Genomic DNA, 23,509 nt, shown 5'->3' with positions numbered 1-23,509 from the left:
GATGACCACTGACGATTGACGATTGACGATTGACTATATTGACCATTGACGATAGATAAGAGAGCAATGCCAAGGCATGTTGAAATCTCCGGTCAATCGTCAGTGGTCAATCGTCAATCAACTTTTAATTTCCCACCATGAAAACCGCATTGCCAAACAGCAGCTTTCCGTTGTACCAGAACCCCCGGAAAAGTGGATTGTCCATCATGTAGACAATGCTGCCCCGGCCCAGTTCCTGAACGCCGTACAAGAGCGTATCGTTTAGTTTGGATTTCGCGTTTTTTCCCACAAAACCGGCTACGTAATTATCCTTTTTTAAATAGCCGACATTCCAGCCTTCTTTAAGGAAATCGTAATCGTAAACCGTTTGAACGAGCGCAAAATAACCGTTGGGGTACCCAAATGCCAGCGGATGTGAGCGGTCGAGGTCCACGCGGTACACACTTCCCGGCGTTTCTTCCGAAACCGCTTCCCGTTCGCGCTCTCCGTATTGTTTTAGTGTTTCATCCGCATCGGCATCCGATTTTCGATCCGGTTTCTCTTTTTTGGGTTCCGGTTTGCTGAGTTTTTTCTTCAATCCGAAATCGGTTTTGTCGGCAAAATAAGAAGTGACGCGCTCCATCGCGATCAATTTTCCGCCTGCCTGAACCCAGTCTTTTAACTTGGTCATCAGCCGATCGTTCATAATTTTGCCATATCCGTACCCCTGCGGCATAATCAGCACATCGATTTCGGCAAGGGAGACATTCGGGAGCGTATTGGCGTCAATCAGTGTCAGCGGATAATCGAGTTCCTGGTCAAAATAATGCCATACTTCACCCATGGAGGTGGGCGAGGTGACATCCCCGGAAATAACCGCTACCCGAGGATTTTTGAGCGAGAAAACGCTACCCGAACCAAAATCTGAACCTTCGGCCACAAAACCGGTCGTGGCCGGAATAAGCCGGATGCTGCGTTTGCTGGCTTCCTGCTGAACAAGCTGGTAAAACCGCTCGCCCAGTCGTTCGTTACCGGACCGGGTAATAATGAGTGTGCCGGCGTCATACACCTGATTGCTCTGTTTAAACGCCCGCTCGGCCACCCGAATCCGGACCTTGTTCTTCATCAATCCGGCCAGAAACTGGACATCCTGTGCCGACTGCCAGCGCACCAGATAAGCATAGGGGCGGGGACCACCGGTTTCGGTGATTGAAGGAGCGGCTACTGCCGGACTGGCGTATGGAACCGGGTTCAGTTTTTCTTTTAAACCGTAGGCTTTCAACCCATAAGCATACGGAATGCACCAGGACGTAATGTCGTACGTCACCGAATCTTCCAGTGTCGATTTCGGCTCAAAAAGAATTTTCAGCAGCGTTGACTTCGGTTGATAGGCACTGATCACCAGATCTCCACTGTCGGTCGTTACGGCGTCGTTCTTTTGGGTTTGGTAGTTAAAACCGATTAGCTTCTGCGATTTTCCGGCTAGACCGTACCGGATCTGGTTGTTGTCGAGCAGCTTCCGCAGGGCCGCAACCCGTCCATCGTCGTTAGCGGTTTTGATGATGTAGCTTTTGAAATCACCCACCGGATTGGATTGGGCCTTGTCAAAAAAACTGTTGAAATTTTTTACAATGTCGTCCGGACGGTCCGCTACCGATTCGAGCGTGGCAAAACTGGCCGTATAATGGTGATCGATGCGTTCACGAAGCGTAAGGGTGTCGCCGTCGTTTTTGCGGTAAGCCAGCCCGGCCCGGCCGCCACCGCCCTGTTCGAAAGTCATGCCGATGGCGCCGTTATAGGTCGGCCAGGTGTCGCCGTAACTCGGGTAAAACAGATCGTAATTTTCCCGGGTGAAATACAACCAGCCGTTTTTATCAAAATACCGGGTATTGTACTGTCCGATAATTTGCTGAAATTCCCGTTGCCAGGGCGTGATGTCCTCGTGGTAGGGGCGGGCAGAAGGCGCAAAATAATACGGGCTTTCCGGCCCCATTTCGTGAAAATCGCCGTGCAGGTGCGGCATCCATTGCTGATAAAGCGCCATGCGTTGCCGGGTGATTTCCTGCGTTTGCCAGGCCCAGTCGCGGTTGGGATCGAACAGGTAATGCGTATAACGCCCGCCCGGCCAGGGCTCGCTGTGTTCGCGGGCCATCGGTGTCGGATCGGGGTTGACTCCGCTCATCTGGTTATACCAGTTGACGTAGCGGTCGTGGCCATCTGGGTTCAGGCAAGGGTCAAGAATGACGACGGCATTAGCCAGTATTTTCTGCGAAACTGCATTCGATGAATTGAGTAAGTCGTGCAGCACCAGCATGAAGGCTTCCGAGCTAATGGCTTCATTGCCGTGCACATTGTAACTCAACCAGGCAATGGGCGGTTGCAAGGCATTGGCGGGAGAGGAAGGTGCGGTAGCGGTAGTTCCCAGCCCAATTCGTTTGAGGTGGCTGGTTTGGATGTCTTCCAGTCGTGCCATGTTTTTTTCCGAAGCCACCACAACCGCCAGCAATTGACGACCTTCGAACGTGGTCCCGTAGGGAATCAATTTAACCCGGCTGGGCAGTTGCCGGGCTACGTATTCGGCGTAGGCCAGCACGCGGTGGTGGGGTGAAAACCGCTTGCCGATGGGATATCCTAAGAATTGATCGGGGTGTTGTAAGGTCGTTTGGGCGAATGTGGTCAATGCCGCCAGGACGCACAGACCGAGCAAGGAGAGTCGTTTCATGAAGTGCAAATAATGAATTTATCGGGCAATCCCCAAAAATAAGCCGAAACCCGAAATGACCACTGATCGAAAGAAAAATGATTTTTTTTAATCTCAGATTTGCAGCAATCAAAATTAGCCGTATCTTTGCACCACAATTTCAGAATCAGGGTTAGCAAATGAGCGACTAACCAACTGAAAGTTGGATATGGCCGATTCGTCTAGCGGTTAGGACGCGGCCCTTTCACGGCTGAAACACGGGTTCGATTCCCGTATTGGTCACCTCCGATAACCCCGACATTTTTTTGTCGGGGTTATTTTTTTGGAAAAAATGGCCGGTTTTTGGGGCGGGGAGTGGAAAATTATGGACTTCCTGAAAAAGTTTTTTTAATAATAATCCGAAACGTACCCGATGCCGAACGGGAGGGCTGGAATGGCTCGGCTGCTCTGCCCCTCTACTTGCCTCACTCCGCCGACCAGGAAAAAAGGGACGCCGGAAACCGTTATTGAAGGGTTGATCGGAAAAAGACGGTTTTTAAACTTGAATGACAAACAATTGGAATTCAATTCGGGTAGTATTCGAGTGCGTTATTCATCAACTCCCGATTTTTGATCACCATGAAAAAGTCGATTCAGTTCTTCGCAATGATTTTTATCTCCTTTTCCTTCCTCGGTTGTGACCCCTTGGACAAGAAATACAGCAAAGAGAATTATACGGAAGTGTTGAAACAAAACGCCGATTCAGTTAGCCAATCGGCGTTTCAGCGGGCGATTGTGGAAAATGAAATCAATGATGTCCGAAATGAGGATTTTACGTATCAGGAGTTGATCAATCAGGGCAAACTTTTGCAAAAAAGAGATTTACCCAATAACAACGTTAGCCGATGAGGTCAGCGGTTTTTATCTGATCGAACCAACCCGATTGCTCGCGGTCCTTTTCCCGATTATTTCGTATTGGATGATTGTGCTTTCAGTTTAAAATAAGCTCGTTGCTGAAATTGCTTCCTAATATTGGACTACCATTTCGATGGAATTTATCGTTTATAATACTTTGCCAACGGGCAATCGTATAACCTTCAGGTTAGCTGATGCAGTCTGGAAAATTGTCAGGCAAACTCCGATTTCCGGTATGAATTTTGAATAGGATTTGTATACGTATAAATATAATCAGTAACAAAATAGAATGACACCGAATGATAAATTCCGATCTAAATGGGGATATATGAAGAAAATATATAAAGAATAAGAGTCGGGTTGGTTCGATTATTGCTTTTTTAAAATTACACCTAAATCACATTGGCTTAAGAAAACATCAGGATTCTGACGATTTTTTAGTCGATGGAGCAAAACCGGTTTGATTTCGGCTAATCCAAGTGCCTGATAAACCTGCTTATTTATTCGATACACTGAAGCTATCAGGTTGTAGAAAAAAGGAAGGAAATGACAGCGATTTGGTCTTGATTGAAGCCAGCTCGACCCAACTGGCAAGGGGCCACATCTGCGACATCGTTACCTTTAGGCCTGGCGGCAAAAATTGCGTTAACCCATTTCTCTGGACTATTAATGATCACATTTATGGAACTGAAAACAATGCGAGGAACATTAAACAGGAAAAAATTCAAATGCACTGTTTACGGAAAAGACGGCACCTGGTTGGCAAGCCGAATTTACACTGCTTATGGCGAAGAAGGGGCCCTTATGCAGTTGGAAGAATGGATTGAAGTAAATGTTGGGGATGATTATGACCCGAATAAAATCAAGATTGAGCCCGTATAAAAACCGCTAATTCGAGGGACTGAAATGTAAAAGCGCAGCTTAAACTTTTCGTTAATCGGGAAGGTTGGGCTGCGCTTCGGACGTATAAGATGTTACGGTAGGTAGGTCTGCGGTTTTCCCGGAAAACTAAAAATAAAACCCCGACTTTGAAGAGTCGGGGTCAATTTTGGTAGAACAGAGAGTTGTTACGGTAGAACGGAGAAAATAATATAGGTTGACAGAGAAATTGGCTGATTGATAAGGCCTTGTTCACAGAAAATTCTATGTAGTAAGGCTGGCTAGCTCGCGGTCGATCTCCTTTTTTAGCTGAACCAGGACCTGACTATGGGTATGCTTCTTCTTAAATCGTTCGGAAAGCTGCGACGGCGCAACCGGTTCGCTGTCGGCCAGCGACTCGGCGAGCAGGTGGTTGAGCGTATCCAGAACGTGTTGCTGCAGCACGGTTAGCTGGTAAATGGTTCGCTGATCCGTAGCCGGATTTTGCTCCAGCTTTTCAATCAGGTCGATCAAAACATTATGTTGTTGCTGGATTTCATTGACCATCGACAGCCAGCGGGCTTCAATCACCGTGTGATTTGGTAAGTTGATATCCTTATTGTCGGCCATGCGTGCAACCACGATAATGGCGAGCTGGTCGTAAATGATCAGATCGTTGCGTAAAAATACATAAGTAATTATACTAAAAAAATACTTGTTACTAATTTTTTTTAAATTGTTTTTTAAGTGGCTGACTGTGAACGAATTGTTGAGGTCAGACGTAGATCATTTTACGCGACATTCCGCCATCGACCGTGAAATTCTGTCCCGTAATAAATGAGTTGGAATCATTGATTAAAAATAGAATCATGCGGGCAATGTCATCCGCTTGTCCGACCCGGCCAGCCGGATGCTGCGTATGATCTTCGGGGCGCAGTGTTTCATTGCGGGCTTTGCCTTTTTTCTTCAGGGCACCGACATCGATCCACCCCGGACTAATGCTGTTAACCCGAACATCCGGGCCCAAGCTTACGGCCAGTGAATGCGTCAGGGCGAAGATGCCGCCTTTGGAAGCCGAATACGCAAACGTTTCCGGTTCTGATTGAAAAGCGCGCGTAGAACACAGATTGACAATGCTTCCCTGTTGTTCGATGAGGTGCGGAGCGCTATATTTGGAGCAGAGGAACGTGCCGGTCAGATTGACACTAATGACTTTGTTCCAGTCGTCGAGCGAAAACCGTTCGAGGGGTTTTTCGATCTGAATGGCGGCATTGTTGATCAGGTGGTTGATCTGTCCGAAGCGCTCAATGGTTGACTTGACGGCATTTTTAACGGCGGTTTCGGACGTGATGTCACAGTTGAGGACCAATGCCTTGGAGTTCGACGATTTCATGGTTTCACTAAACTCTTCCAATGCTTCGGCGTCGTTTTCCCAAATGGCGACCCGGTATCCGTGGGTCAGTAAATATTGAGTTGTTACGCGCCCGATTCCCTGCGCTCCTCCAGTCACAATTACAGTTTGCATAAGTGGATAAGTAGATAGTTACTGTCCGCTAACTTACCGATGGATGTTGAAAATTGCTTATAATCCTATTTACCGACACCCGCTTCCCGAAGGCCATCGCTTTCCGATGGCGAAATATGAACTGATTCACGACCAGCTGTTGTATGAGGGAACCTGTAAACCGGAGAGTTTTTTTTCGCCCGATCTGGTCGATGATCGCCGGGTGCTGGCGGTTCACACGGACGACTATGTCAGGCAACTAAAGTCCCGAACGATTCCGGCCGCCATGGAGCGTCGCATCGGTTTTCCGTTGTCTGAGGGTTTGGTCCGTCGGGAGTGGATCATCACGCAGGGGACGATCGATTGCAGTCTGAAAGCGCTTGAAGACGGCATTTCGATGAACATTGCCGGGGGGACACATCACGCCTTTCCGGATCGGGGCGAGGGATTTTGTCTGCTCAACGATGTGGCCGTTGCCGCCCGGTTTTTACTGGATACGCAGCGGGCCACCAGAATTCTGATCATCGATCTGGACGTACATCAGGGCAACGGAACGGCGGTTATTTTTCAACAGGAGCCGCGGGTCTTCACGTTCAGTATGCACGGCCGGGATAACTACCCGTTGCGCAAGGAACGGTCGGATCTGGATGTCGAACTGGAGACCGGAATGACCGATGAAGGCTACCTGAGTCGGCTGTTTGATACCTTACCCCGACTTCTAAAAGAACAAAAGCCCGATTTTCTGTTTTATATTTCCGGCGTCGATATTCTTCAGTCCGATCGGTTGGGGAAGTTAAACGTCAGCCGGGAAGGTTGTAAACGGAGGGACGAATACGTATTTGAACAGGCGAAAAGTTACAATTTGCCGATTGTTGTCTCGATGGGTGGTGGTTATTCGCCCCGAATTGCCGACATTGTCGAAGCGCATTGCAATACGTTTCGATTGGCAGAAAAACTTTACTTTTGAATCGGGGGCTACTTTGAGTTAGTTTATTAACCTTAATGCAAGATGTAATGATGAAAGTCCAGGTGTTAACACTCGTAGTTGGATTGGGTTTAACGACCTCCGTTGTGGCGCAGCAAACCGCTTCGCCCAAAGAGGATACGCTGCGACGGCTGCGCCGAAACGAAACCCGTACCACCACGACCAAATTGTACCCGGAGCGGGATTCGATTCTGGTCATTCTCAAAAACCGGATGGCGGTTTTGAATCCGGGCACAGGAACCGCGGGAAGTTTGACGGCCTGGTTTACTCCCGAAGCCAGAATTGTGGATTCGAAGGGCAGTTCCCAAACGCCGGCTGACTATCAGTCGACCAGCGGAAAAATCAGCTACCAGAATTACCGAGTCCGAAAACTGGAAATCAACGAAAATGTGGCGGAATCGGTGGAAGTGTATGCGATCAAGCCTACTGAGACCGGCGGTACACTTAAACTCCAGTCGGCGACCAGCAAATTGCGAAAAGATCCGGATGGTCGGTGGCGAATTACGGAAATGCGGATTAGTTCGAAGTAAATCTGTTGCTCACTATTAAGGACTACAATGAGTCGTTACCGTTTTAGTATTGATTTGGGAGAAACCTTTACGGATTTCGTATTGATGGATGACGCCGGACGGCTGTCGATCAAGAAAATTCCGACCACGATTCATGATTCCACCCAGAGCCTGGCGGAAGCTATCGGTTTTTTTCTGCAGGAATGCCAGATTGAACCAGCGGTTATCGAAGCTCTGGTAGTAGGAATGAGCGTTCAGATGCCCGCCAACATGGCCATAGGCTGTGCCCGCGATCTGGAACGGCAATTAGTGGCCGCTGGCTGGACAACGCCGATTCGCCTGGTGACCAACCACGGACGGTTACTGCTGATCGAAGAGGCCTCCACGGAGGCCGAATCGATTATGTTCCCTCGCATTGGGGGACTGTTGACTGGAAGGTATTTTGGGAATCAGATCGGTCAGAAGAACCTGGTTGTCTTGCGAATTGGTGGTGCTTCGGCTTTTGTTTCCCTGCAAACCGAGCTGTCTGACACCTCAATGGACGCACTTGATCAGTCGCTGGAAAATCAGGTAAAAAGTTTTGCTTTAGGAGGGAACAGCTACATTGGAATTGACGAAAACAAAGAACCGGTTTTACTGTCCGAACACGCAACGCCTGGTCCCGGCCCGGCCTGTTTTGATCGGGGGGGCGAATACCCAACGCTGACCGATGCCGACCTGGTATTAGGGTATTTGAATAAGGATTATTTTCTGTATGGAGCGATTCCGTTAAAGGTCGAACTGGCCAAAAAAGCGATTCTGAAGTATGTGGCAACTCCTTTGAATAGTACCGTTGAAGAAGCTGCCATGCGCGTTTCCAACGGCGTGGAGGAGTCCATTGCCAATCAGATTCGAGAGTTGACCAGCGCCCATTCGGCTCCACCGGAGTCGTACAGTTTGCTGGCGTTTGGAGGAGCGGGCCCCGTTCATGCCTGCGAAATTGCCCGGCTGTTGGGCATAAAACAGGTCGTGGTTCCGGTAGGAGCCGGTGTTTCGTCGGCACTGGGTTACCTGCTGGTGTTGGCCGAAAACGATCCGGAATGGCAAATACCGACGGCCATGCAACGGGCTGGCTATTACAACCCCACGCACCGCACCGGCGATTTCCACGCTCTGAAAGGATACCGGTCGGTTTACTACGAAAAAGATTTAACGCCTTGCGGCTGCCCCATTTACGACCGGGCCGGAATTCGTTCTGAAGACACGCTGTCGGGGCCAGCCATTATCGAAGGCCCGGAGTCAACTGTGGTCATGCGCGAGAAAAGCTACGCCCGAATGGATACGTTTCGAAATTTGTGGATTTATCTGAGGTAGAATTGAGACGACCGATAATTGACGATCGACGATTGACCATTGCGATCGTCAGCGGTCGATGGGCAATCGTCGATCGTCATTAACTCCCTCTCACGAATTATACACCGAGAACGAAGCTATGCAATCGTATTTTTTGATGCGTGTGTTGGCTCGGGGGCGGGCAAATATGTGAAGCGTAGACCAGCCCCGGACAGGTACGTTAAACTGCAAATGCTGTTGATTGCCTTCCCGGGAAACCGTTAGCGGAACTTCCGAGCCCTTCGACTGGCCGAATCGACTCACCGTGCAGAGATACTCCAGCGATTGGTCATTTTGGAGCGTCAATTCCGCTCTCCCCTGAACTTTTAGCTGACCGTTGCGCGGAAAGTCCGGCCCAAATCCCAAGCGGAAGTACGGATCGTATAATTTGGGAAACCGGTCGAAATCGCTTTTGGTTAGGGGCTGATCCAGAAACTGCCATTGCGATTCAGTCGGAAAATGTTGGGCAATGAATTGTTCGGGAGGAGTTAAAAAATAAAAATCATTACTCCCTTCCCGCTCCGAACCGGTGGTGACTGCCCAGGCTAAATCCAGCAAAAACCACTCGTCCTCGATGTTGACCGCGTTCCATTCGTGATCGACCATCTGCACCGGGCGCCCGGCCTCCTTGTCCTCCGTGCGGGCATAACCGCGGATGTTAACCGCCTGAACCCCCGCCCGTTTTAACAAGTATTTGAACAACAAAGCGTAACCCGTACAAAGACCTTTCCGTTGGCGTAAAACCCGGTTGGCATATTCAAACTCGGAATAATACCGCTGGGAACTTCGGTTGGCAACGGCCTCCAGATCATACCGGATGTGCGAAACCATCCAGGCATAAATCACCCGTACTTTGTCCATATCCGTCCGGGCAGGCGCAGTCAGGTAGTCCGACAAACTGGTAATGCTGCGGGTATACGAATCCGGCGCATTTCGGGCGTAGTAATCAATCTGGCTGTAATTTTCAGCCGGAGACAAAACCGTATCCGGCTTCAATCCAACACAAAAAACCAGTACAAGTACGATGGGTAGGAATCGACGACACATATTCTTTCAGCACTTTCGTCGATAAAACTGAATTGAGCAACCGATTATTGTTTGGCCTTTAAATATTCATGGACATTCCGTTTATAGCAGAATATTATCCACAGCTTGCAAGCGGTCGGGCAGATCGGTTTCACCCAGCATTTCCCGGAGATCAATTTCAACATTTCGGCAAATGGCGGTCATTGGAACATCGTTGATGCTGTTTTCAAACGGATTTTCGCTCGTGTCGCCGATGATTTCCATCGTGTTGAACACCCACGAAATGAGGGTGTAAAATGGAATGGTCAACCAGATGTACCAATCGCCCAGTTTGGCCATTTCACCGAGCAGACCGAATGGTAAGATGAAGATAAAAAGCCAGATGAAGACGTAACTAAAAAAAGCATATTGCCGTGGAAACGGAAATGTCTTGATCCGTTCGGCGGCCCCCTGCTGGCCGTAACATTCGACGAGTAAGCGTTCCATTTCGGCATGATAATACTCGGAAATCAGGCCTTGCGCTCTTAACTCACGCAACGCATTGGATTGATTACGAATCAGATGCGTTGCCGCATTTTTTCGTTTACTGATAAAATCAACTTCGTCGGTCGATAAAAATGGCTGTATGTCTTCATCGAGTTTGTGCTGCCGAAATTCCTGAATGCGTTCAACGAGCGTATGCTCCGCGCCAACGCAGGCCTGCCAGACCGTAGCCCGTCGAAGCTGAAGCCGAAGGGCGTTTAGAAAAGCCAGTTGACGGTAAATCAGACTTTGCTGAATCGCTTTTAATTCGGATTGACTTAGCGGTTCCGGTGCATTCAAATTGGTTACATAATCGAGCGCCATAATAGCCCATGACCGACTGACATTCACCAGGCTGCCCCAGATTCGGCGTCCTTCCCAAAGCCGTTCGTAAGAAGAATTGTTTTTAAAACCGACGTAAAACGCTACCGCCGTTCCGATCAGACCGATGGGTAAAAAAGGAATCGCCAGACAATGCCATTCGGCCTTGACAAACAGTACACAAATGAGGGTTGAATAGCCCAGGAAAAACAGAACCGAACGCCAGGCGAACGGGAAGATAATGTGCAGGGGAACGCGTTTGGACGTAAACATGATGGATAGGATGATTGGTTGAGTTGGTTTATTGAGCAAAAAAAAAGACCTGCCAGTTTGATACAACTCACAGGTCAGAATGGAATAAGATACGGTTTCCGAATTTATCGGGCAAATCTCAAAACCGGGAATTGTTTTTGTAAGATGGAATAGCTACCGAATAAAACCGTACAGAATGTTAAATCGCCTAAAACCGCATTCAGGAAAAATGATTGTCCGTTGAAAAACGCCAGGCCAGCCGCGTAACAGGAAAGTAAGCCCTGCGGTGTTTGCGGGTAAAATTTACTGCCGTACCAAACCGCGAAGTTGGTTACCAGAAAGAATAAGGTCGATGACAACAACGATGCGCTCACTACCCGGCTGACAGAAATTTTCCGAAACAGGACCAATCCCAGGATCCAGATTAGCGCGAAGGCGGTATAAACGCTCATCATGCCGCCGTGGAAACCAATGAACAGATCGCTGAGCAACATGGCTGCCAGCGGAATGACTAAGCCCAATGCTTTGCGCTCGAACGTGGCTGCGCCAAAAAGGGCCAGGGCCGCAATGGGCGTGAAATTATACGGGTGCGGTAACAACCGACTGAGGGCAGTCAGAACGATGAGGGTGGCTAAAGTAGCCGTCCGAATGTGAATACGCTTCATGCCGTGAAGTTACACCGAAAATTAAAAAGTGTCAAAATCTGATGCGATTTGAACGCTGAAACGCCCACATTTGCTGCTATATTTCCGCTACCTTTCAATAAAAATCCGGTTTTGAGCACATTACTCGTTTGGTCAGTATGGAAAAATTAGTTGATGTGAACTGGCAATCGGTTTTTATACCGACGACTTCGGTTCTGGAAATGCTCGTCCGGGGAACCCTGACGTATTGGTTTGTTTATGCTTATCTGCGGATATTTCGACGGGGGCCGGGTCAACTGTCGCTCAGCGACCTGTTGCTCATTACCATGATCTCCGATGCCGCTCAAAACTCCATGGCGGGACCATACGAATCGGTTACGGAAGGACTCGTGCTGGTGGGTTCACTGGTTTTTTGGGATTATGCCATCGACTGGATGGGATACCGTTCCGTATTTCTGAAAAGAATTGTTGAACCCGCCCCGGTTTTACTCGTCAGAAATGGCGAATTGATGCGTCAGAATATGAAAAAAGAAATGATCACGGAAGATGAATTAATCAGTATTCTGCGGGAAAATGGCGTTGATGGCTACCAGAACGTTAAAACGTGCTACCTGGAGGGCAGTGGCAATATCAGCATCATCGAGAAAAATAACCGGCAGAATCGTGGATAACATGGCGTTTTCCACGATTCCGAACCGATTTACCCGCTATTTAATAGAGCTGATAAAAAACGAGAATGTCTTTTACCTTGTCGCGGACTCGTTTTAACCGCATTTTTACAGCACTGTCTTTTACCTGTAGCAGTATCGCCATTTCCCGGATGTTCATATTGTCTTCGTATTTCATTCGCAGGTACATCGACTCACTCGGTGCGATTTTTTCCAGAATCAGATCAACGAGTTGGTAACGTTCTTCGAGATTGGCGTATTCGTTGGTTTCGGCCAGCGTCTTGACGACCTCGCTATCCAGCTCCACCCAGTCGCTTCGTCGCCGGCCCAGTTTCATCCGGTCCATGCAGTAGTTGGTTGAAACCGTGTAGAGCCAGGTCGAAAAAGTGGATTTTTCTTTAAAGTTATGGAGCCCCGACAACACACGCACAAAAATGTCCTGCATAAAATCTTCGGCGTCGGTGGGATCTTTGGTAATGGTCAAACACCGGCGATACACCTTGTTTGAATAACGCTTGTAAAGCTGACCAAAATAGTCGCTTTTCTGGGTAGCAAGGTAATAACGTACCAGCTCCTCGTCGGTGTGACGAATGGTGTTCATAAGTTGATAGCTACAGAGATTGTTAACTACGTTTTGAACACAAAGAGGAGGCTGACCCTTTGAGTACTAACTGCTGAGCGATCGCTCAATGGTTCAAATCTATTGATTGGCTATACAAATGTCAAGTGGTGACCTAACTTTTATTTGATTATCCATATAAGTTCGCTTGGCAATCAGAGAGAGGTGGTATTGGATAGAATCGCGGGTTTGCGTGATTTAGAGACCATTGGCTTGTACTTTAGTCAGTAGAAGAGGAGAAGAGGGGAATGAAATATTCTTCAATAATTTATATCTATTTTTCGTTGCGCCAATCAATCAGTAACACAATGAAAAAACAACAAACCGGTTTACCTTTGCCGAAACAATAGAAAGGAGTTATATTCCTTCGCCTAAATTACAAAACAATTAAAATGGTACAGAACGACGAACTGATACGAATCATCGATTTGCTTAACACAACCTATGAAGGAGAAGAAGCCTGGCACGGGCCGTCGTTGGTTGAAGTACTGAGTGGCGTTTCGCCGGAGATGGCCGGACACCGCCTGACGCCCAATACCCACTCCATTGCGGAACTGGTGTTTCACATGACGAGCTGGCGGATTTTCTGCGTCAAAAAAATGCAGGGTGATAAGGATTTTGACATCAAAACGCCAGAAAAAAACTTCGGTTCGTTTCAGGTTATCGACGATTTTGAGTGGGAAGCGCTGCAGATGGAACTCAGTCTGAGCCAGGAAGAACTCGTCAATGAACTCGACAAACGTGATGATGATGAGTTTCTGGAAGACATTGTGCCCGGTCGGGATTATACCTATTACGACATGCTCCACGGGGTGATCAACCACGATACCTACCACTCGGGACAAATTTCGATCATCAAGAAAGGTCTTAAATTTAAAGGACTGGACGAAGATCATTCCCACGACGATTTTGGCCCGAAATACGGTGATGACTTCGATGATTATTGATTGGTTATGACCCACCGAACCCTTTTTTAGCCCTCTAAACCATTCAATCCATTGAACTATTGGCTTGTCAAATCCGAACCGGAGTCCTATTCATGGGACGATTTCGTTAAACAGGGAAAAGCCATCTGGGACGGCGTGCGGAACTACGCGGCACGAAACAACCTGGCCGCTATGCAACTGGGGGATCAGGTTTTGTTTTATCACAGTGTGGTGGGCAAGGAGGTGGTCGGGATTGCGAAAGTAAGCCACGAATCATATCCTGATCCGACCATTCCGGAAGACCCGCGCTGGGTGGTGGTGGAACTTGAACCCGTTGCGCCATTGCCAAAACCGGTTACGTTGCAGCAAATTAAAGCCGAACCCCTGTTGCAGAACATTCAATTGATCCGGCTTTCCCGCTTGTCGGTGGTTCCAGTGAGCGGCAACGAATTTGAGTGTATTTTAGCGTTAGGACATGCCCAATAACAGACTGGATTTATTAACTCCCGAAAACTGGGCTTCGTACGAATTAATTGACACCGGCGGTTTTGAGAAACTCGAACGATTTGGTTTGTTCATTCTCAGCCGCCCGGAGCCACAGGCCATCTGGCCGCGATCGTTGTCGGAGGAAGAATGGCAGCGGTTGCCGAATGCGGTTTTTAAGCGCGATAAAGGCTCTCAGGAAAAAGGCGAGTGGGTGCTTCGCCCCCAGATGGATGAAAAATGGTTCATTCCCTTTCAGCAGCAGGGATTGAATTTAACCTTCAAACTGTCGCTCTCGTCGTTTAAACACGTCGGTATATTTCCGGAACAGGCCGTCAACTGGCCCTATATTCATCAGAAAGTTGCGGGCTTACCGGTTTCCAATCCGCGCGTTCTGAATCTGTTTGCCTATACGGGAGCGGCCTCGCTGGCGGCCCGGCAGGCCGGAGCGGAAGTAACGCACGTCGATGCGGTTCGGCAGGTGATCACCTGGTCGCGGGAAAATATGGAAGCCAGCCGGCTCGACAACATTCGGTGGGTGGTGGAAGATGCCCTCAAATTTGCCCGGCGCGAAGTACGTCGCGGGAACACCTACCACGGTTTGATTCTGGATCCGCCCGCCTATGGCCGTGGCCCCGAAGGCGAAAAATGGCTTTTAGAAGAAAATCTTAACGATTTGCTGGCGGTTTGTTCGGAATTACTGGACAAGGAACATTATTTCCTGATCATCAACCTGTATTCGCTGGGCTTCTCCGCGCTGATTCTCGAAAACCTCATGCGCGCACATTTTGGCGAACGTCCGAAGGCCGAGTTTGGTGAACTTTACCTGAACGATCGTTTCGATAAGCGGTTGCCATTGGGCGTTTTTTATCGGTTTTCTTCCATCTAAAAGGCCTATATTTGCAGCCGAAAACATGCCAAACGGTTGTGCGCATCCCGCTTTCGTTCGGAAGTGGGAAGAAGGACGGTTTTCGAAAAAGAGAATGGGCAAGCTGAGTAGCCTCTGGTATCTGGTAAGTATCTGTTTTTTAATGGCCTGTTCCGAGGATGACCAGCGGCAGACCCGGATTCCGGCTGTGCCGGAAAATTCGGCGAATACCCGCAATCAGGCCGCTTTGGAAGCTCTGACGCGTGCCATCAACCAAAATCGCCCCGCATCGGCCTATGCCAAACGGGCTGCGGTTTACATGGATTTGGGCAAAACCAACGAAGCGCTGTCCGACATCAACGACGCGCTTGAAAAAGAAAACAACGAAGGGCGTTATCACCTCATTAAAGCCCAGATTCTGCGCAAACACCAGCAATATGACGAAGGACTGGAAAGTGCACTCCGGGCCGAAGGCCTGGGCGTGAATACGCCGGAACTCTACATCGTAGCGGGTGATCTGCTGCAACGTGAAAAACAGTTGGATCGGGCCCGGTTTTACCTGGTGAAAGCCCTGCAAATGGCCCCTTATGAAGGCGAGGCATTCTACCTGAACGGTCTGGTAGCGGCCAAATCGGGCGATACCACCCGGGCCATTACCTACTACAAACGGGCGCTGGTTTTAAAACCGCGTTTTCTGGAACCTTACGTGCAATTGTCCATTATTCATTCGGCTCGGGGAGATTACGCGTCGGCTATTGCTTACAACAAGCGGGGAGCCGGTTATTTCCCGAATGATCCGGGTTTATTGTACGCACTGGGTCATATTTACCAGCAGACTTCGGTTTCCGACAGTGCCTATTTCTATTACCAGAAAGCGCTGCAAATGGATCCTGCGATGGTGCAGGCGCAGTTTCAATCCGGTCTGGTCATGATGAAAGTGCGGAATATGGCCCAGGCACTCCATCATTTCGATCAGGTTGTGAAACTGGCACCCGCGTTCCCCCGTGTGCACTACTACATGGCCATGTGTTATGAACAATTCCGTGAGTGGGAACAAGCAGGGCGGTTTTACACGTTAGCCATGCAGGAGAATGCCGCTGATCAGCAAGCCTATTATGGGTACTGGCGGGTTCAAAAACGAAAAGTGTATGGTGAGGGTGCCGATTTGCCTTACGAAGAACGTCCGTTTCAACCCAGCCGCCCCGGCCAGATCCTGGACACAACGCGGGTGCGCGTGATGATGATCCAGCCCCGATCCCGTTTTGGTCGGGATTCGACGAGAAATTAACCCCCGGTTTTTGCTTTCAGCCTTCTTTTTTGGAAAATTGCCGTTTGAATACCAATGATTAAACCTTATAACAATGAGTGACCAAATTCGCATTACGCTGCCCGATGGCAGTGTCCGGGAGTATCCCAACGGAGTAACCAGTCTGGAAATAGCCATGAGCATCAGCGAAGGGCTGGCACGTAACGTACTGGCAGCCAAGGTAAATGGCACGGTACAGGATGCAACGCGCCCCATCACAACGGATTCGGCGGTTACTTTGTTGACATGGAACGATACGGAAGGAAAGGCGACTTTTTGGCATTCATCTGCCCACTTGCTGGCCGAAGCACTGGAAGAACTGTATCCGGGCATTCAATTCGGGATCGGTCCGCCGATTGAAAAAGGGTTTTATTACGATGTCGACTTGAACGGCCAGCATTTTTCGCAGGAAGATTTCAAGAAAGTGGAAGATAAAATGCTGGAACTGGCACGGCAGAAACAGGAATTCGTTCGTCAGCCCATTAGCAAAGCCGAAGCCATTGCCTATTTTGAGAAAAAAGGCGATCCGTATAAACTCGACCTGCTCGACCGACTCGACGACGGGACCATTACGTTTTATTCGCAGGGTAACTTTACCGATTTGTGTCGTGGCCCGCACATTCCGCATACCGGTTTTATCAAGGCTGCCAAAATCATGAATGTGGCCGGAGCTTATTGGCGGGGTGACGAGAAAAACAAGATGCTGACCCGCGTCTATGCCGTAACGTTTCCGAAACAGAAGGAGCTGGACGATTATCTGTTTCTGCTGGAAGAAGCCAAAAAACGCGACCACCGTAAGTTGGGCAAAGAACTGGAGCTGTTTGCTTTCTCCGAAAAAGTAGGTGCCGGTTTGCCCTTGTGGTTACCGAAAGGAACCATGCTGCGCGAACGCCTGGAGAATTTTTTGCGGAAAGCCCAGGTTCGGGCGGGCTATCAGCAGGTGGTGACGCCCCACATCGGTTCGAAACAATTGTACGTAACCTCGGGTCACTGGGAAAAATACGGCGAAGATTCGTTCAAACCCATTCTGACACCGGAACCGGGTGAAGAGTTTCTGCTGAAACCGATGAACTGCCCGCACCACTGCGAGATTTACAAAACCAAGCCGCGTTCGTACCGGGATCTGCCGCTGCGTCTGGCGGAATTTGGTACGGTTTATCGCTACGAGCAAAGCGGTGAGTTGCACGGGTTAACCCGTGTGCGCGGTTTTACGCAGGACGATGCGCACATTTTCTGCCGCCCGGATCAGGTCAAGGAAGAGTTCATCAAAGTGATCGATTTGGTGCTTTATGTATTTAAATCGCTTGGTTTTGAGGATTATAGCGCCCAGATTTCCCTGCGCGACCCGGCAAACAAACAGAAGTACATTGGTTCGGATGAGCTGTGGGAAAAAGCGGAATCGGCCATCATCGAGGCTTCTGCCGAACGCGGATTGAGAACCGTAACGGAACTGGGTGAAGCGGCTTTCTACGGCCCGAAACTCGATTTCATGGTGCGGGACGCCCTGGGACGGAAATGGCAATTAGGAACCATTCAGGTGGATTACAATTTGCCCAACCGGTTTGAGCTGGAATACACCGGTTCCGACAATCAGAAATACCGCCCGGTCATGATTCACCGGGCGCCGTTTGGCTCGATGGAGCGGTTTATTGCAATCCTGATCGAGAACTCGGGCGGTAATTTTCCGCTCTGGCTGTCGCCCGATCAAATTGCGGTTTTGCCCATATCGGAGAAGTATGAAGACTATGCCAACGAAGTTTTTCTGACGTTACAGGAAAACGACATTCGGGGGTACAACGATTTGCGCGACGAGAAAATTGGCCGCAAGATTCGCGACTCTGAAATAAACAAAGTACCTTTCATGCTGATTTTAGGCGAAAAAGAGCAGGCTGAGGGGCGTGTTTCGGTGCGTAAAAAAGGCGTTGGCGACCTGGGATCGATGACCATTGCAGAATTCATCGGGTTTTTCCAGAACGAAATTAAACCGGCAGCTCAACCTGCGGTTTTGTAAAGAACAATGAATAATGATTTTGGAGCCCGTTTTTCATTATTCATTGTTCTTTGTTCATTTGATTTTTCATTGTTCATTTACAAAAATATTGCGCCGGATACGTAAAATGCTTATTTTACCGGAAACTTTATACATTTTGTTACGTTATAGGCACGTAACTAACCGCAACAGCGGGCCCATTTTTCAACTCTAAATAGTTTCTATGGCATTACAGCGCAGACCCATGCGCCCCCCGCGTGTGGTCGAAGAACCTTATCGGATCAACGGCCGTATTTTAGCCCGCACGGTTCGGGTAGTTGGTGAAAACGTCGAGCAAGGCGTTTACGATATTCAGCAGGCCCAGGCACTGGCCCAGGCCCAGAATCTGGATCTCGTCGAAATTTCTCCCAATGCCGTACCACCCGTTTGCCGGATTGTTGATTACTCGAAGTTCAAATACGAACAGAAGAAGAAACAGAAGGAAATTAAGGCGAAGGCTCAGAAAGTCGTTATCAAGGAAATCCGGTTCGGCCCCAACACCGACGACCACGATTTTGAATTCAAACTCAAACACGCCATCAACTTCCTGAAAGAAGGTTCGAAGGTTAAGGCTTACGTTCAGTTCGTAGGTCGTTCCATCGTCTTCAAAGAACGGGGTGTCGAACTGCTTCAGCGGTTTGCCAAAGGGCTGGAAGAAATCGGCCGGGTAGAGGCCGAGCCCAAACTGGAAGGCAAGCGGATGAGTATGTTCCTGGCCCCCAAGGTGGTTCAGGTGAAGAAATAAAAAAAAGGAAAAAGGGAGTAAGGGAAAAATGAAGGATGGGAGTCTGTACTCTTTTCCCATTCTTCCCTTACTCCCTTTTCCTTTTCTCCTGATTTTCTTCTATCTTTGCGGCCTGTTTCACAATCAGCAACATTTCTGTTTAACGCAATGCCAAAAGTAAAAACCAATTCGGGAGCCAAAAAGCGTTTTTCGCTGACCGGTACCGGCAAAATCAAACGGAAGCATGCCTTCCACAGCCATATCCTGACTAAAAAGTCGACCAAGCGGAAGCGGAACCTCGTTCACGACACGCTGGTGTTCAAAGGAGATGAGCGTCGGATCAAGGTAATGCTCGCCCTGGTCTAACCACCCGGGATTTCGCGGATGATCCGCGCGGTTTCATGTTCAACCCGATGCCAGGCTCTTTAAGTGCAATGAACAATGAACAATGAAAAATCAACAGTGGCCTTCATTGTTAATTATTCATTAGTCATTCCCTTCCTGCCGCCTGTTGTCAAAAACAAACAACATTAACAATGCCACGTTCAGTGAACCACGTTGCCTCGAGGGCACGTCGCAAGAAAGTAATGAAGTTGGCCAAAGGGTACTTTGGTCGTCGTAAGAATGTTTGGACGGTAGCGAAAAACGCGGTTGAAAAAGGCCTCGTTTATGCGTTCCGCGACCGTCGCCAGAAAAAACGCGATTTCCGCGCGCTCTGGATTCAGCGGATCAACGCCGGTGCGCGTCTGCACGGTGTTTCGTATTCAGCCCTGATGGGCAAAATTCATACTTCGGGTATTGAATTAAACAGAAAGGTTCTGGCTGACCTGGCCATGAATCATCCGGAGGCTTTTAAAGCCGTTGTTGAAACTGTGAAATAAGTAACTGGCAGGCAGTCCTCACCGACTGCCTGTTTTTTTTATGTCGTACTTACAACGAGCGTTTTCAGCCCCGCCCAATTGCCATCGGATTTCCTACCCAGCAAATAAAGATCGGCTTCGTCTGCGCCGATTCGGAAAAGCTGACGATCGCTGATCACTTGTTCTACCCGGTTTTTTAATTCCGTAAAGCGGGCGGTACGGTTTTTTTCTTCCTCTTCATACCAATCCTCATTCGTCATAACCGGTTCCCAAAAAACCGCTTCCGGTATTTCTTCGACGTATGTTTCCGGAGTTATCAGTAACAAATCTCTGATCTGTCCAATCGTCAACGGCGGTTGGAAATCGATCGTAAATTCCACATAGGTAACGGGTTCGTCGGATTCGCTGGGATAAAATAAATCCGTCAATAAATCAGCTATGGGTTGTTCCGGGGCAGATTCTTTGGGCGACATGTGTTACAAACCGTAAATAGTTGCGTCTTAATAGAACTGATTCGATACGGAGTAGTTATTTACAAATAAACCGTAAGAAACGAATACAATCCCGTAATTGCAGCGATTTTTTAACCAATCAAAACCACGTACTGTCATGATGGAAACCCTTATGAACCTGATTCGCCAGCAATCCGGCGAGGCAGTTATCAACAACCCGGCTATCCCAAATCATCAAAATGAAGATGCACTACAAGCCATTTCGAGCGGCATTCTCGGTGGTTTACAGCAACAGGCCCAGGGCGGCAACCTGACCGATCTGTTGAGTATGGTTACCGGTCAGGGCAACACCAATGTCCATCAAAGTCCGGTGACACAGGGTGTTCAACAGAATGTCCAGCAAAATTTGATGGAACGACTTGGCATTTCGCCCCAGGTGGCGATGTCGATTGCGACGATGGTTGTTCCGATGGTGTTAAGTAAACTGATGAATAAATCACAGGATCCCAATGATTCCAGCGTCGATGGAAACCAGATTCTGGGCGCGGCAACCGGCAATCAGGGTGTCGACTGGATGGGAATGGCGAGCTCCGCAATGGCGGACGGCAAACTGGATATGAACGACCTGATGCGGGCTGCGGGCGGTTTTATGGGTGGCGGCAACAACACCCAGCAGAAGCAATCGAATACCGGCGGGTTAGGCGGATTACTCGGTGGGCTGTTTGGAAACTAACTGGAAGGCGGGTTGAAAAATCCGCCTTTTTCTTTTCAATTCGGTTGGGGCCGGTGCAACTATGACACGAAACAACAGCAGCGGAAACGTGGTTAGCAAATTGTCATATAAATGCAAAACCGCCCGATTGAAAAAAGCCATTCAGTCAGCTTTAGCTGTCAATCTGTCACATTCCCGGGCATTTTACCCGGCTGGCATAGGTCTTGTTCAATAGGCAATTGTAGTTTGTCAAACGACTAAAAGCAAGACATTCATAAAGTATCATGGGAAAGATTATAGGAATTGACTTAGGAACAACCAACTCGTGTGTGGCAGTTATGGAAGGTAACGAGCCGGTGGTCATCGCCAATAGTGAAGGCCGGCGGACCACACCATCGGTTGTGGCCTTTATGGATAATGGCAATGGCGAACGGAAGGTCGGTGATCCGGCCAAGCGTCAGGCCATCACTAACCCCAAGAACACGATTTCATCGATCAAGCGGTTCATGGGAAAACGGTTCAACGAAGTTCAGAATGAAATTAAAACGATTGCTTACTCCGTTGAACGTGGCCCCAATGACACGCCACGTGTTCGGATTGGTGACCGGCAATATACTCCTCAGGAAATTTCGGCCCTGATTCTGCAAAAAATGAAGCAGACTGCCGAAGATTATCTGGGGCAATCCGTTACGGAAGCCGTCATTACGGTTCCGGCTTATTTTAATGATGCCGAACGTCAGGCCACGAAAGAAGCAGGCCAGATTGCCGGTCTGGACGTGAAGCGGATCATCAACGAACCGACCGCGGCTGCCCTGGCCTACGGGTTGGATAAGAAGCACCACGATATGAAAATCGCCGTGTTCGACCTGGGGGGCGGTACGTTCGATATTTCCATTCTGGAATTGGGCGACGGTGTTTTCGAAGTAAAATCAACCGATGGTGATACGCACCTGGGTGGTGACGATTTTGATCAGGTTATCATCGACTGGTTGGCTCAGGAATTCAAAAATGACGAAAATATCGACCTGCGTCAGGACCCGATGGCGTTGCAACGGTTGAAAGAAGCCGCTGAAAAAGCGAAAGTAGAACTTTCCAGCTCCAGCTCGACGGAAATCAACCTGCCATACATCATGCCGGTGAACGGTATTCCGAAGCACCTGGTTCGGACCTTGAGCCGCGCGAAATTTGAGCAATTAGCTGATAGTCTGATTCAACGCAGCCTGGAACCTTGCCGCCGGGCGTTGAAAAACTCCGGTTATTCGGCGAGCCAGATCGACGAAGTGATTTTGGTAGGTGGATCGACCCGGATTCCGAAAGTACAGGATGAGGTTGAAAAACTGTTCGGACGTAAACCGTCGAAAAGCGTGAACCCGGATGAAGCGGTTGCCGTAGGTGCTGCCATTCAGGGTGGTGTGTTGACGGGAGAGGTGAAAGATGTGCTTCTGCTGGACGTTATTCCGCTGTCGCTGGGTATCGAAACGATGGGCGGTGTTTTGACTCGCCTGATCGACGCCAACACGACGATTCCGACCAAAAAATCGGAAACGTTCTCGACGGCATCCGACAGCCAGCCGAGTGTGGAAATTCACATTTTGCAGGGTGAACGGCCACTGGCGAACCAAAACCGCTCCCTCGGACGGTTCCACCTCGACGGTATTCCGCCCGCTCCACGTGGTATCCCGCAGATTGAAGTAACGTTCGATATCGACGCCAACGGTATTTTGCACGTAACGGCCCGCGACAAAGGAACGGGTAAAGAACAAAAAATCCGGATTGAAGCGTCGAGCGGGTTGAGCGATGAAGAAATCACCCGGATGCGCGAGGAAGCCAAGGCGAACGAAGCCGCCGATAAAGCCGAACGGGAAACGATTGAGAAAATCAACCAGGCCGACTCGCTGATTTTCCAAACCGAGAAACAGTTGAAAGAATACGGTGATAAATTGTCGGAAGGCAACAAAACCGCCATCGAAGGTGCGCTGGGCGAGTTGCGTTCGGCCCACAGCAGCCGGGATGCCGTTGCCATTGAAGCGGGTGTGGAAAAACTGAATGCCGCCTGGGCCACTGCTTCGCAGGAGCTTTACAATGCGACCGGTGGAGCGCAGGGGCCTAATCCAGCCGACGGTTTTGCCGGTGATGGCAGTTCAGCCAATGGCCAGAACGGTCAGTCGGCCGGACAGCAGGACAACGTTTCGGATGTGCCTTTTGAAGAAGTGAAATAACCGAAATGCGTATATGATTGAGCCAGCATGTTTGCGAACATGCTGGCTTTTTTTATGTAAGAAACGGGTATAACCTT

The 23,509-nt window shown here is 49.1% G+C and carries 24 protein-coding genes and 1 tRNA gene; 17 read left to right on the top strand and 8 right to left on the bottom strand.

Translation table 11 applies throughout. From position 1 onward, the window contains the following. Positions 1–124: 124 nt before the first annotated feature. Positions 125–2,701: a M14 metallopeptidase family protein gene (locus EHT25_RS04865; protein WP_124871460.1), complete on the bottom strand. Its 2,577-nt coding sequence runs from the start codon at positions 2,699–2,701 to the stop codon at positions 125–127. Positions 2,702–2,890: 189 nt separating this feature from the next. On the opposite strand from EHT25_RS04865, the gene EHT25_RS04860 reads away from it, so the two are divergent. The 3 genes from EHT25_RS04860 (at position 2,891) to EHT25_RS04850 (ending at position 4,456) form a co-directional block, all read left to right on the top strand. After that, positions 2,891–2,962: transfer RNA gene (locus EHT25_RS04860), tRNA-Glu, on the top strand. Between the two features lie 336 nt (positions 2,963–3,298). Continuing rightward, entirely contained in the window at positions 3,299–3,568 is a 270-nt protein-coding gene (locus tag EHT25_RS04855; protein ID WP_124871457.1) for a hypothetical protein, read from the top strand. Between the two features lie 687 nt (positions 3,569–4,255). Then, positions 4,256–4,456: a hypothetical protein gene (locus EHT25_RS04850; RefSeq protein WP_124871454.1), complete on the top strand. Its 201-nt coding sequence runs from the start codon at positions 4,256–4,258 to the stop codon at positions 4,454–4,456. A 261-nt stretch (positions 4,457–4,717) separates the two neighbouring features. Here the strand turns inward: EHT25_RS04850 and EHT25_RS04845 are convergent, their stop codons facing one another. Both EHT25_RS04845 and EHT25_RS04840 read right to left on the bottom strand, forming a co-directional pair. After that, positions 4,718–5,062, bottom strand: a complete 345-nt coding sequence (locus tag EHT25_RS04845; RefSeq protein WP_124871451.1) for a hypothetical protein — start codon at positions 5,060–5,062, stop codon at positions 4,718–4,720. 145 nt (positions 5,063–5,207) lie between these two features. Further along, entirely contained in the window at positions 5,208–5,957 is a 750-nt protein-coding gene (locus EHT25_RS04840) for an SDR family oxidoreductase (RefSeq protein ID WP_124871448.1), read from the bottom strand. A 43-nt stretch (positions 5,958–6,000) separates the two neighbouring features. Here EHT25_RS04840 and EHT25_RS04835 point away from each other — a divergent pair, with 43 nt between their 5' ends. The 3 genes from EHT25_RS04835 to EHT25_RS04825 are packed head-to-tail and all read left to right on the top strand — an operon-like array spanning position 6,001 to position 8,783. Next, positions 6,001–6,903 (top strand): histone deacetylase family protein, encoded by a 903-nt coding sequence (locus EHT25_RS04835; RefSeq protein WP_124871444.1) that lies wholly within the window; start codon positions 6,001–6,003, stop codon positions 6,901–6,903. Between the two features lie 47 nt (positions 6,904–6,950). Then, complete coding sequence (locus EHT25_RS04830) at positions 6,951–7,451, top strand: hypothetical protein (protein ID WP_124871441.1); 501 nt, start codon at positions 6,951–6,953, stop codon at positions 7,449–7,451. 27 nt (positions 7,452–7,478) lie between these two features. Next, positions 7,479–8,783, top strand: coding sequence for a hydantoinase/oxoprolinase family protein (locus EHT25_RS04825; RefSeq protein ID WP_124871438.1), 1,305 nt, complete (start codon positions 7,479–7,481; stop codon positions 8,781–8,783). Between the two features lie 90 nt (positions 8,784–8,873). Here the strand turns inward: EHT25_RS04825 and EHT25_RS04820 are convergent, their stop codons facing one another. The 3 genes from EHT25_RS04820 to EHT25_RS04810 form a co-directional block, all read right to left on the bottom strand. After that, positions 8,874–9,848, bottom strand: a complete 975-nt coding sequence (locus EHT25_RS04820) for a transglutaminase domain-containing protein (protein WP_124871435.1) — start codon at positions 9,846–9,848, stop codon at positions 8,874–8,876. 81 nt (positions 9,849–9,929) lie between these two features. Beyond that, on the bottom strand, positions 9,930–10,943 hold the full coding sequence (locus EHT25_RS04815; RefSeq protein WP_124871432.1) for a bestrophin family protein: 1,014 nt from the start codon (positions 10,941–10,943) through the stop codon (positions 9,930–9,932). Between the two features lie 104 nt (positions 10,944–11,047). Next, positions 11,048–11,587 carry a DUF6580 family putative transport protein gene (locus tag EHT25_RS04810; RefSeq protein ID WP_124871429.1) on the bottom strand — a complete coding sequence of 180 codons (540 nt, stop codon included), beginning with the start codon at positions 11,585–11,587 and terminating at the stop codon, positions 11,048–11,050. A gap of 137 nt (positions 11,588–11,724) precedes the next feature. Here EHT25_RS04810 and EHT25_RS04805 point away from each other — a divergent pair, with 137 nt between their 5' ends. Continuing rightward, positions 11,725–12,237: a DUF421 domain-containing protein gene (locus EHT25_RS04805; RefSeq protein ID WP_124871426.1), complete on the top strand. Its 513-nt coding sequence runs from the start codon at positions 11,725–11,727 to the stop codon at positions 12,235–12,237. A gap of 40 nt (positions 12,238–12,277) precedes the next feature. Here the strand turns inward: EHT25_RS04805 and EHT25_RS04800 are convergent, their stop codons facing one another. Further along, positions 12,278–12,835: an RNA polymerase sigma factor gene (locus tag EHT25_RS04800; RefSeq protein WP_124871423.1), complete on the bottom strand. Its 558-nt coding sequence runs from the start codon at positions 12,833–12,835 to the stop codon at positions 12,278–12,280. 410 nt (positions 12,836–13,245) lie between these two features. Between EHT25_RS04800 and EHT25_RS04795 the strand changes: the two genes are divergently transcribed. The 8 genes from EHT25_RS04795 (at position 13,246) to rplT (ending at position 20,070) form a co-directional block, all read left to right on the top strand. Then, positions 13,246–13,800 carry a DinB family protein gene (locus EHT25_RS04795; RefSeq protein ID WP_124871420.1) on the top strand — a complete coding sequence of 185 codons (555 nt, stop codon included), beginning with the start codon at positions 13,246–13,248 and terminating at the stop codon, positions 13,798–13,800. A 51-nt stretch (positions 13,801–13,851) separates the two neighbouring features. Beyond that, the gene (locus tag EHT25_RS04790; RefSeq protein WP_124871417.1) at positions 13,852–14,265 is read left to right on the top strand and encodes an EVE domain-containing protein; all 414 of its coding nucleotides are present in this window, start codon (positions 13,852–13,854) and stop codon (positions 14,263–14,265) included. Continuing rightward, positions 14,255–15,151 carry a class I SAM-dependent methyltransferase gene (locus EHT25_RS04785; RefSeq protein WP_124871414.1) on the top strand — a complete coding sequence of 299 codons (897 nt, stop codon included), beginning with the start codon at positions 14,255–14,257 and terminating at the stop codon, positions 15,149–15,151. Before EHT25_RS04790 ends, EHT25_RS04785 begins: the two co-directional genes overlap by 11 nt. A gap of 25 nt (positions 15,152–15,176) precedes the next feature. Beyond that, the gene (locus EHT25_RS04780) at positions 15,177–16,418 is read left to right on the top strand and encodes a tetratricopeptide repeat protein (protein ID WP_124871412.1); all 1,242 of its coding nucleotides are present in this window, start codon (positions 15,177–15,179) and stop codon (positions 16,416–16,418) included. A 73-nt stretch (positions 16,419–16,491) separates the two neighbouring features. Continuing rightward, positions 16,492–18,447, top strand: coding sequence for a threonine--tRNA ligase (gene thrS, locus EHT25_RS04775; protein ID WP_124871409.1), 1,956 nt, complete (start codon positions 16,492–16,494; stop codon positions 18,445–18,447). Positions 18,448–18,649: 202 nt separating this feature from the next. Further along, on the top strand, positions 18,650–19,210 hold the full coding sequence (gene infC / locus EHT25_RS04770) for a translation initiation factor IF-3 (RefSeq protein ID WP_124871406.1): 561 nt from the start codon (positions 18,650–18,652) through the stop codon (positions 19,208–19,210). Positions 19,211–19,357: 147 nt separating this feature from the next. Further along, complete coding sequence (gene rpmI / locus EHT25_RS04765) at positions 19,358–19,555, top strand: 50S ribosomal protein L35 (RefSeq protein ID WP_124871403.1); 198 nt, start codon at positions 19,358–19,360, stop codon at positions 19,553–19,555. Between the two features lie 170 nt (positions 19,556–19,725). Further along, complete coding sequence (gene rplT / locus EHT25_RS04760) at positions 19,726–20,070, top strand: 50S ribosomal protein L20 (protein ID WP_124871401.1); 345 nt, start codon at positions 19,726–19,728, stop codon at positions 20,068–20,070. Positions 20,071–20,108: 38 nt separating this feature from the next. On the opposite strand, the gene EHT25_RS04755 is transcribed toward rplT, so the two are convergent. Beyond that, entirely contained in the window at positions 20,109–20,522 is a 414-nt protein-coding gene (locus tag EHT25_RS04755) for a nuclease A inhibitor family protein (protein ID WP_124871399.1), read from the bottom strand. A 136-nt stretch (positions 20,523–20,658) separates the two neighbouring features. Between EHT25_RS04755 and EHT25_RS04750 the strand changes: the two genes are divergently transcribed. Further along, on the top strand, positions 20,659–21,234 hold the full coding sequence (locus EHT25_RS04750) for a hypothetical protein (RefSeq protein WP_124871397.1): 576 nt from the start codon (positions 20,659–20,661) through the stop codon (positions 21,232–21,234). A 263-nt stretch (positions 21,235–21,497) separates the two neighbouring features. Continuing rightward, positions 21,498–23,432 (top strand): molecular chaperone DnaK, encoded by a 1,935-nt coding sequence (gene dnaK, locus EHT25_RS04745; protein WP_124871394.1) that lies wholly within the window; start codon positions 21,498–21,500, stop codon positions 23,430–23,432. The last annotated feature ends 77 nt before the right edge of the window (positions 23,433–23,509 follow it).

The sequence above is a fragment of the Larkinella rosea genome, from assembly GCF_003858635.1.
GTDB classification, from domain to species: domain Bacteria; phylum Bacteroidota; class Bacteroidia; order Cytophagales; family Spirosomataceae; genus Larkinella; species Larkinella rosea.
The sequence above is the reverse complement of the archived record's forward strand: the minus strand, read 5'-3'. Positions and strand labels throughout refer to the sequence as shown.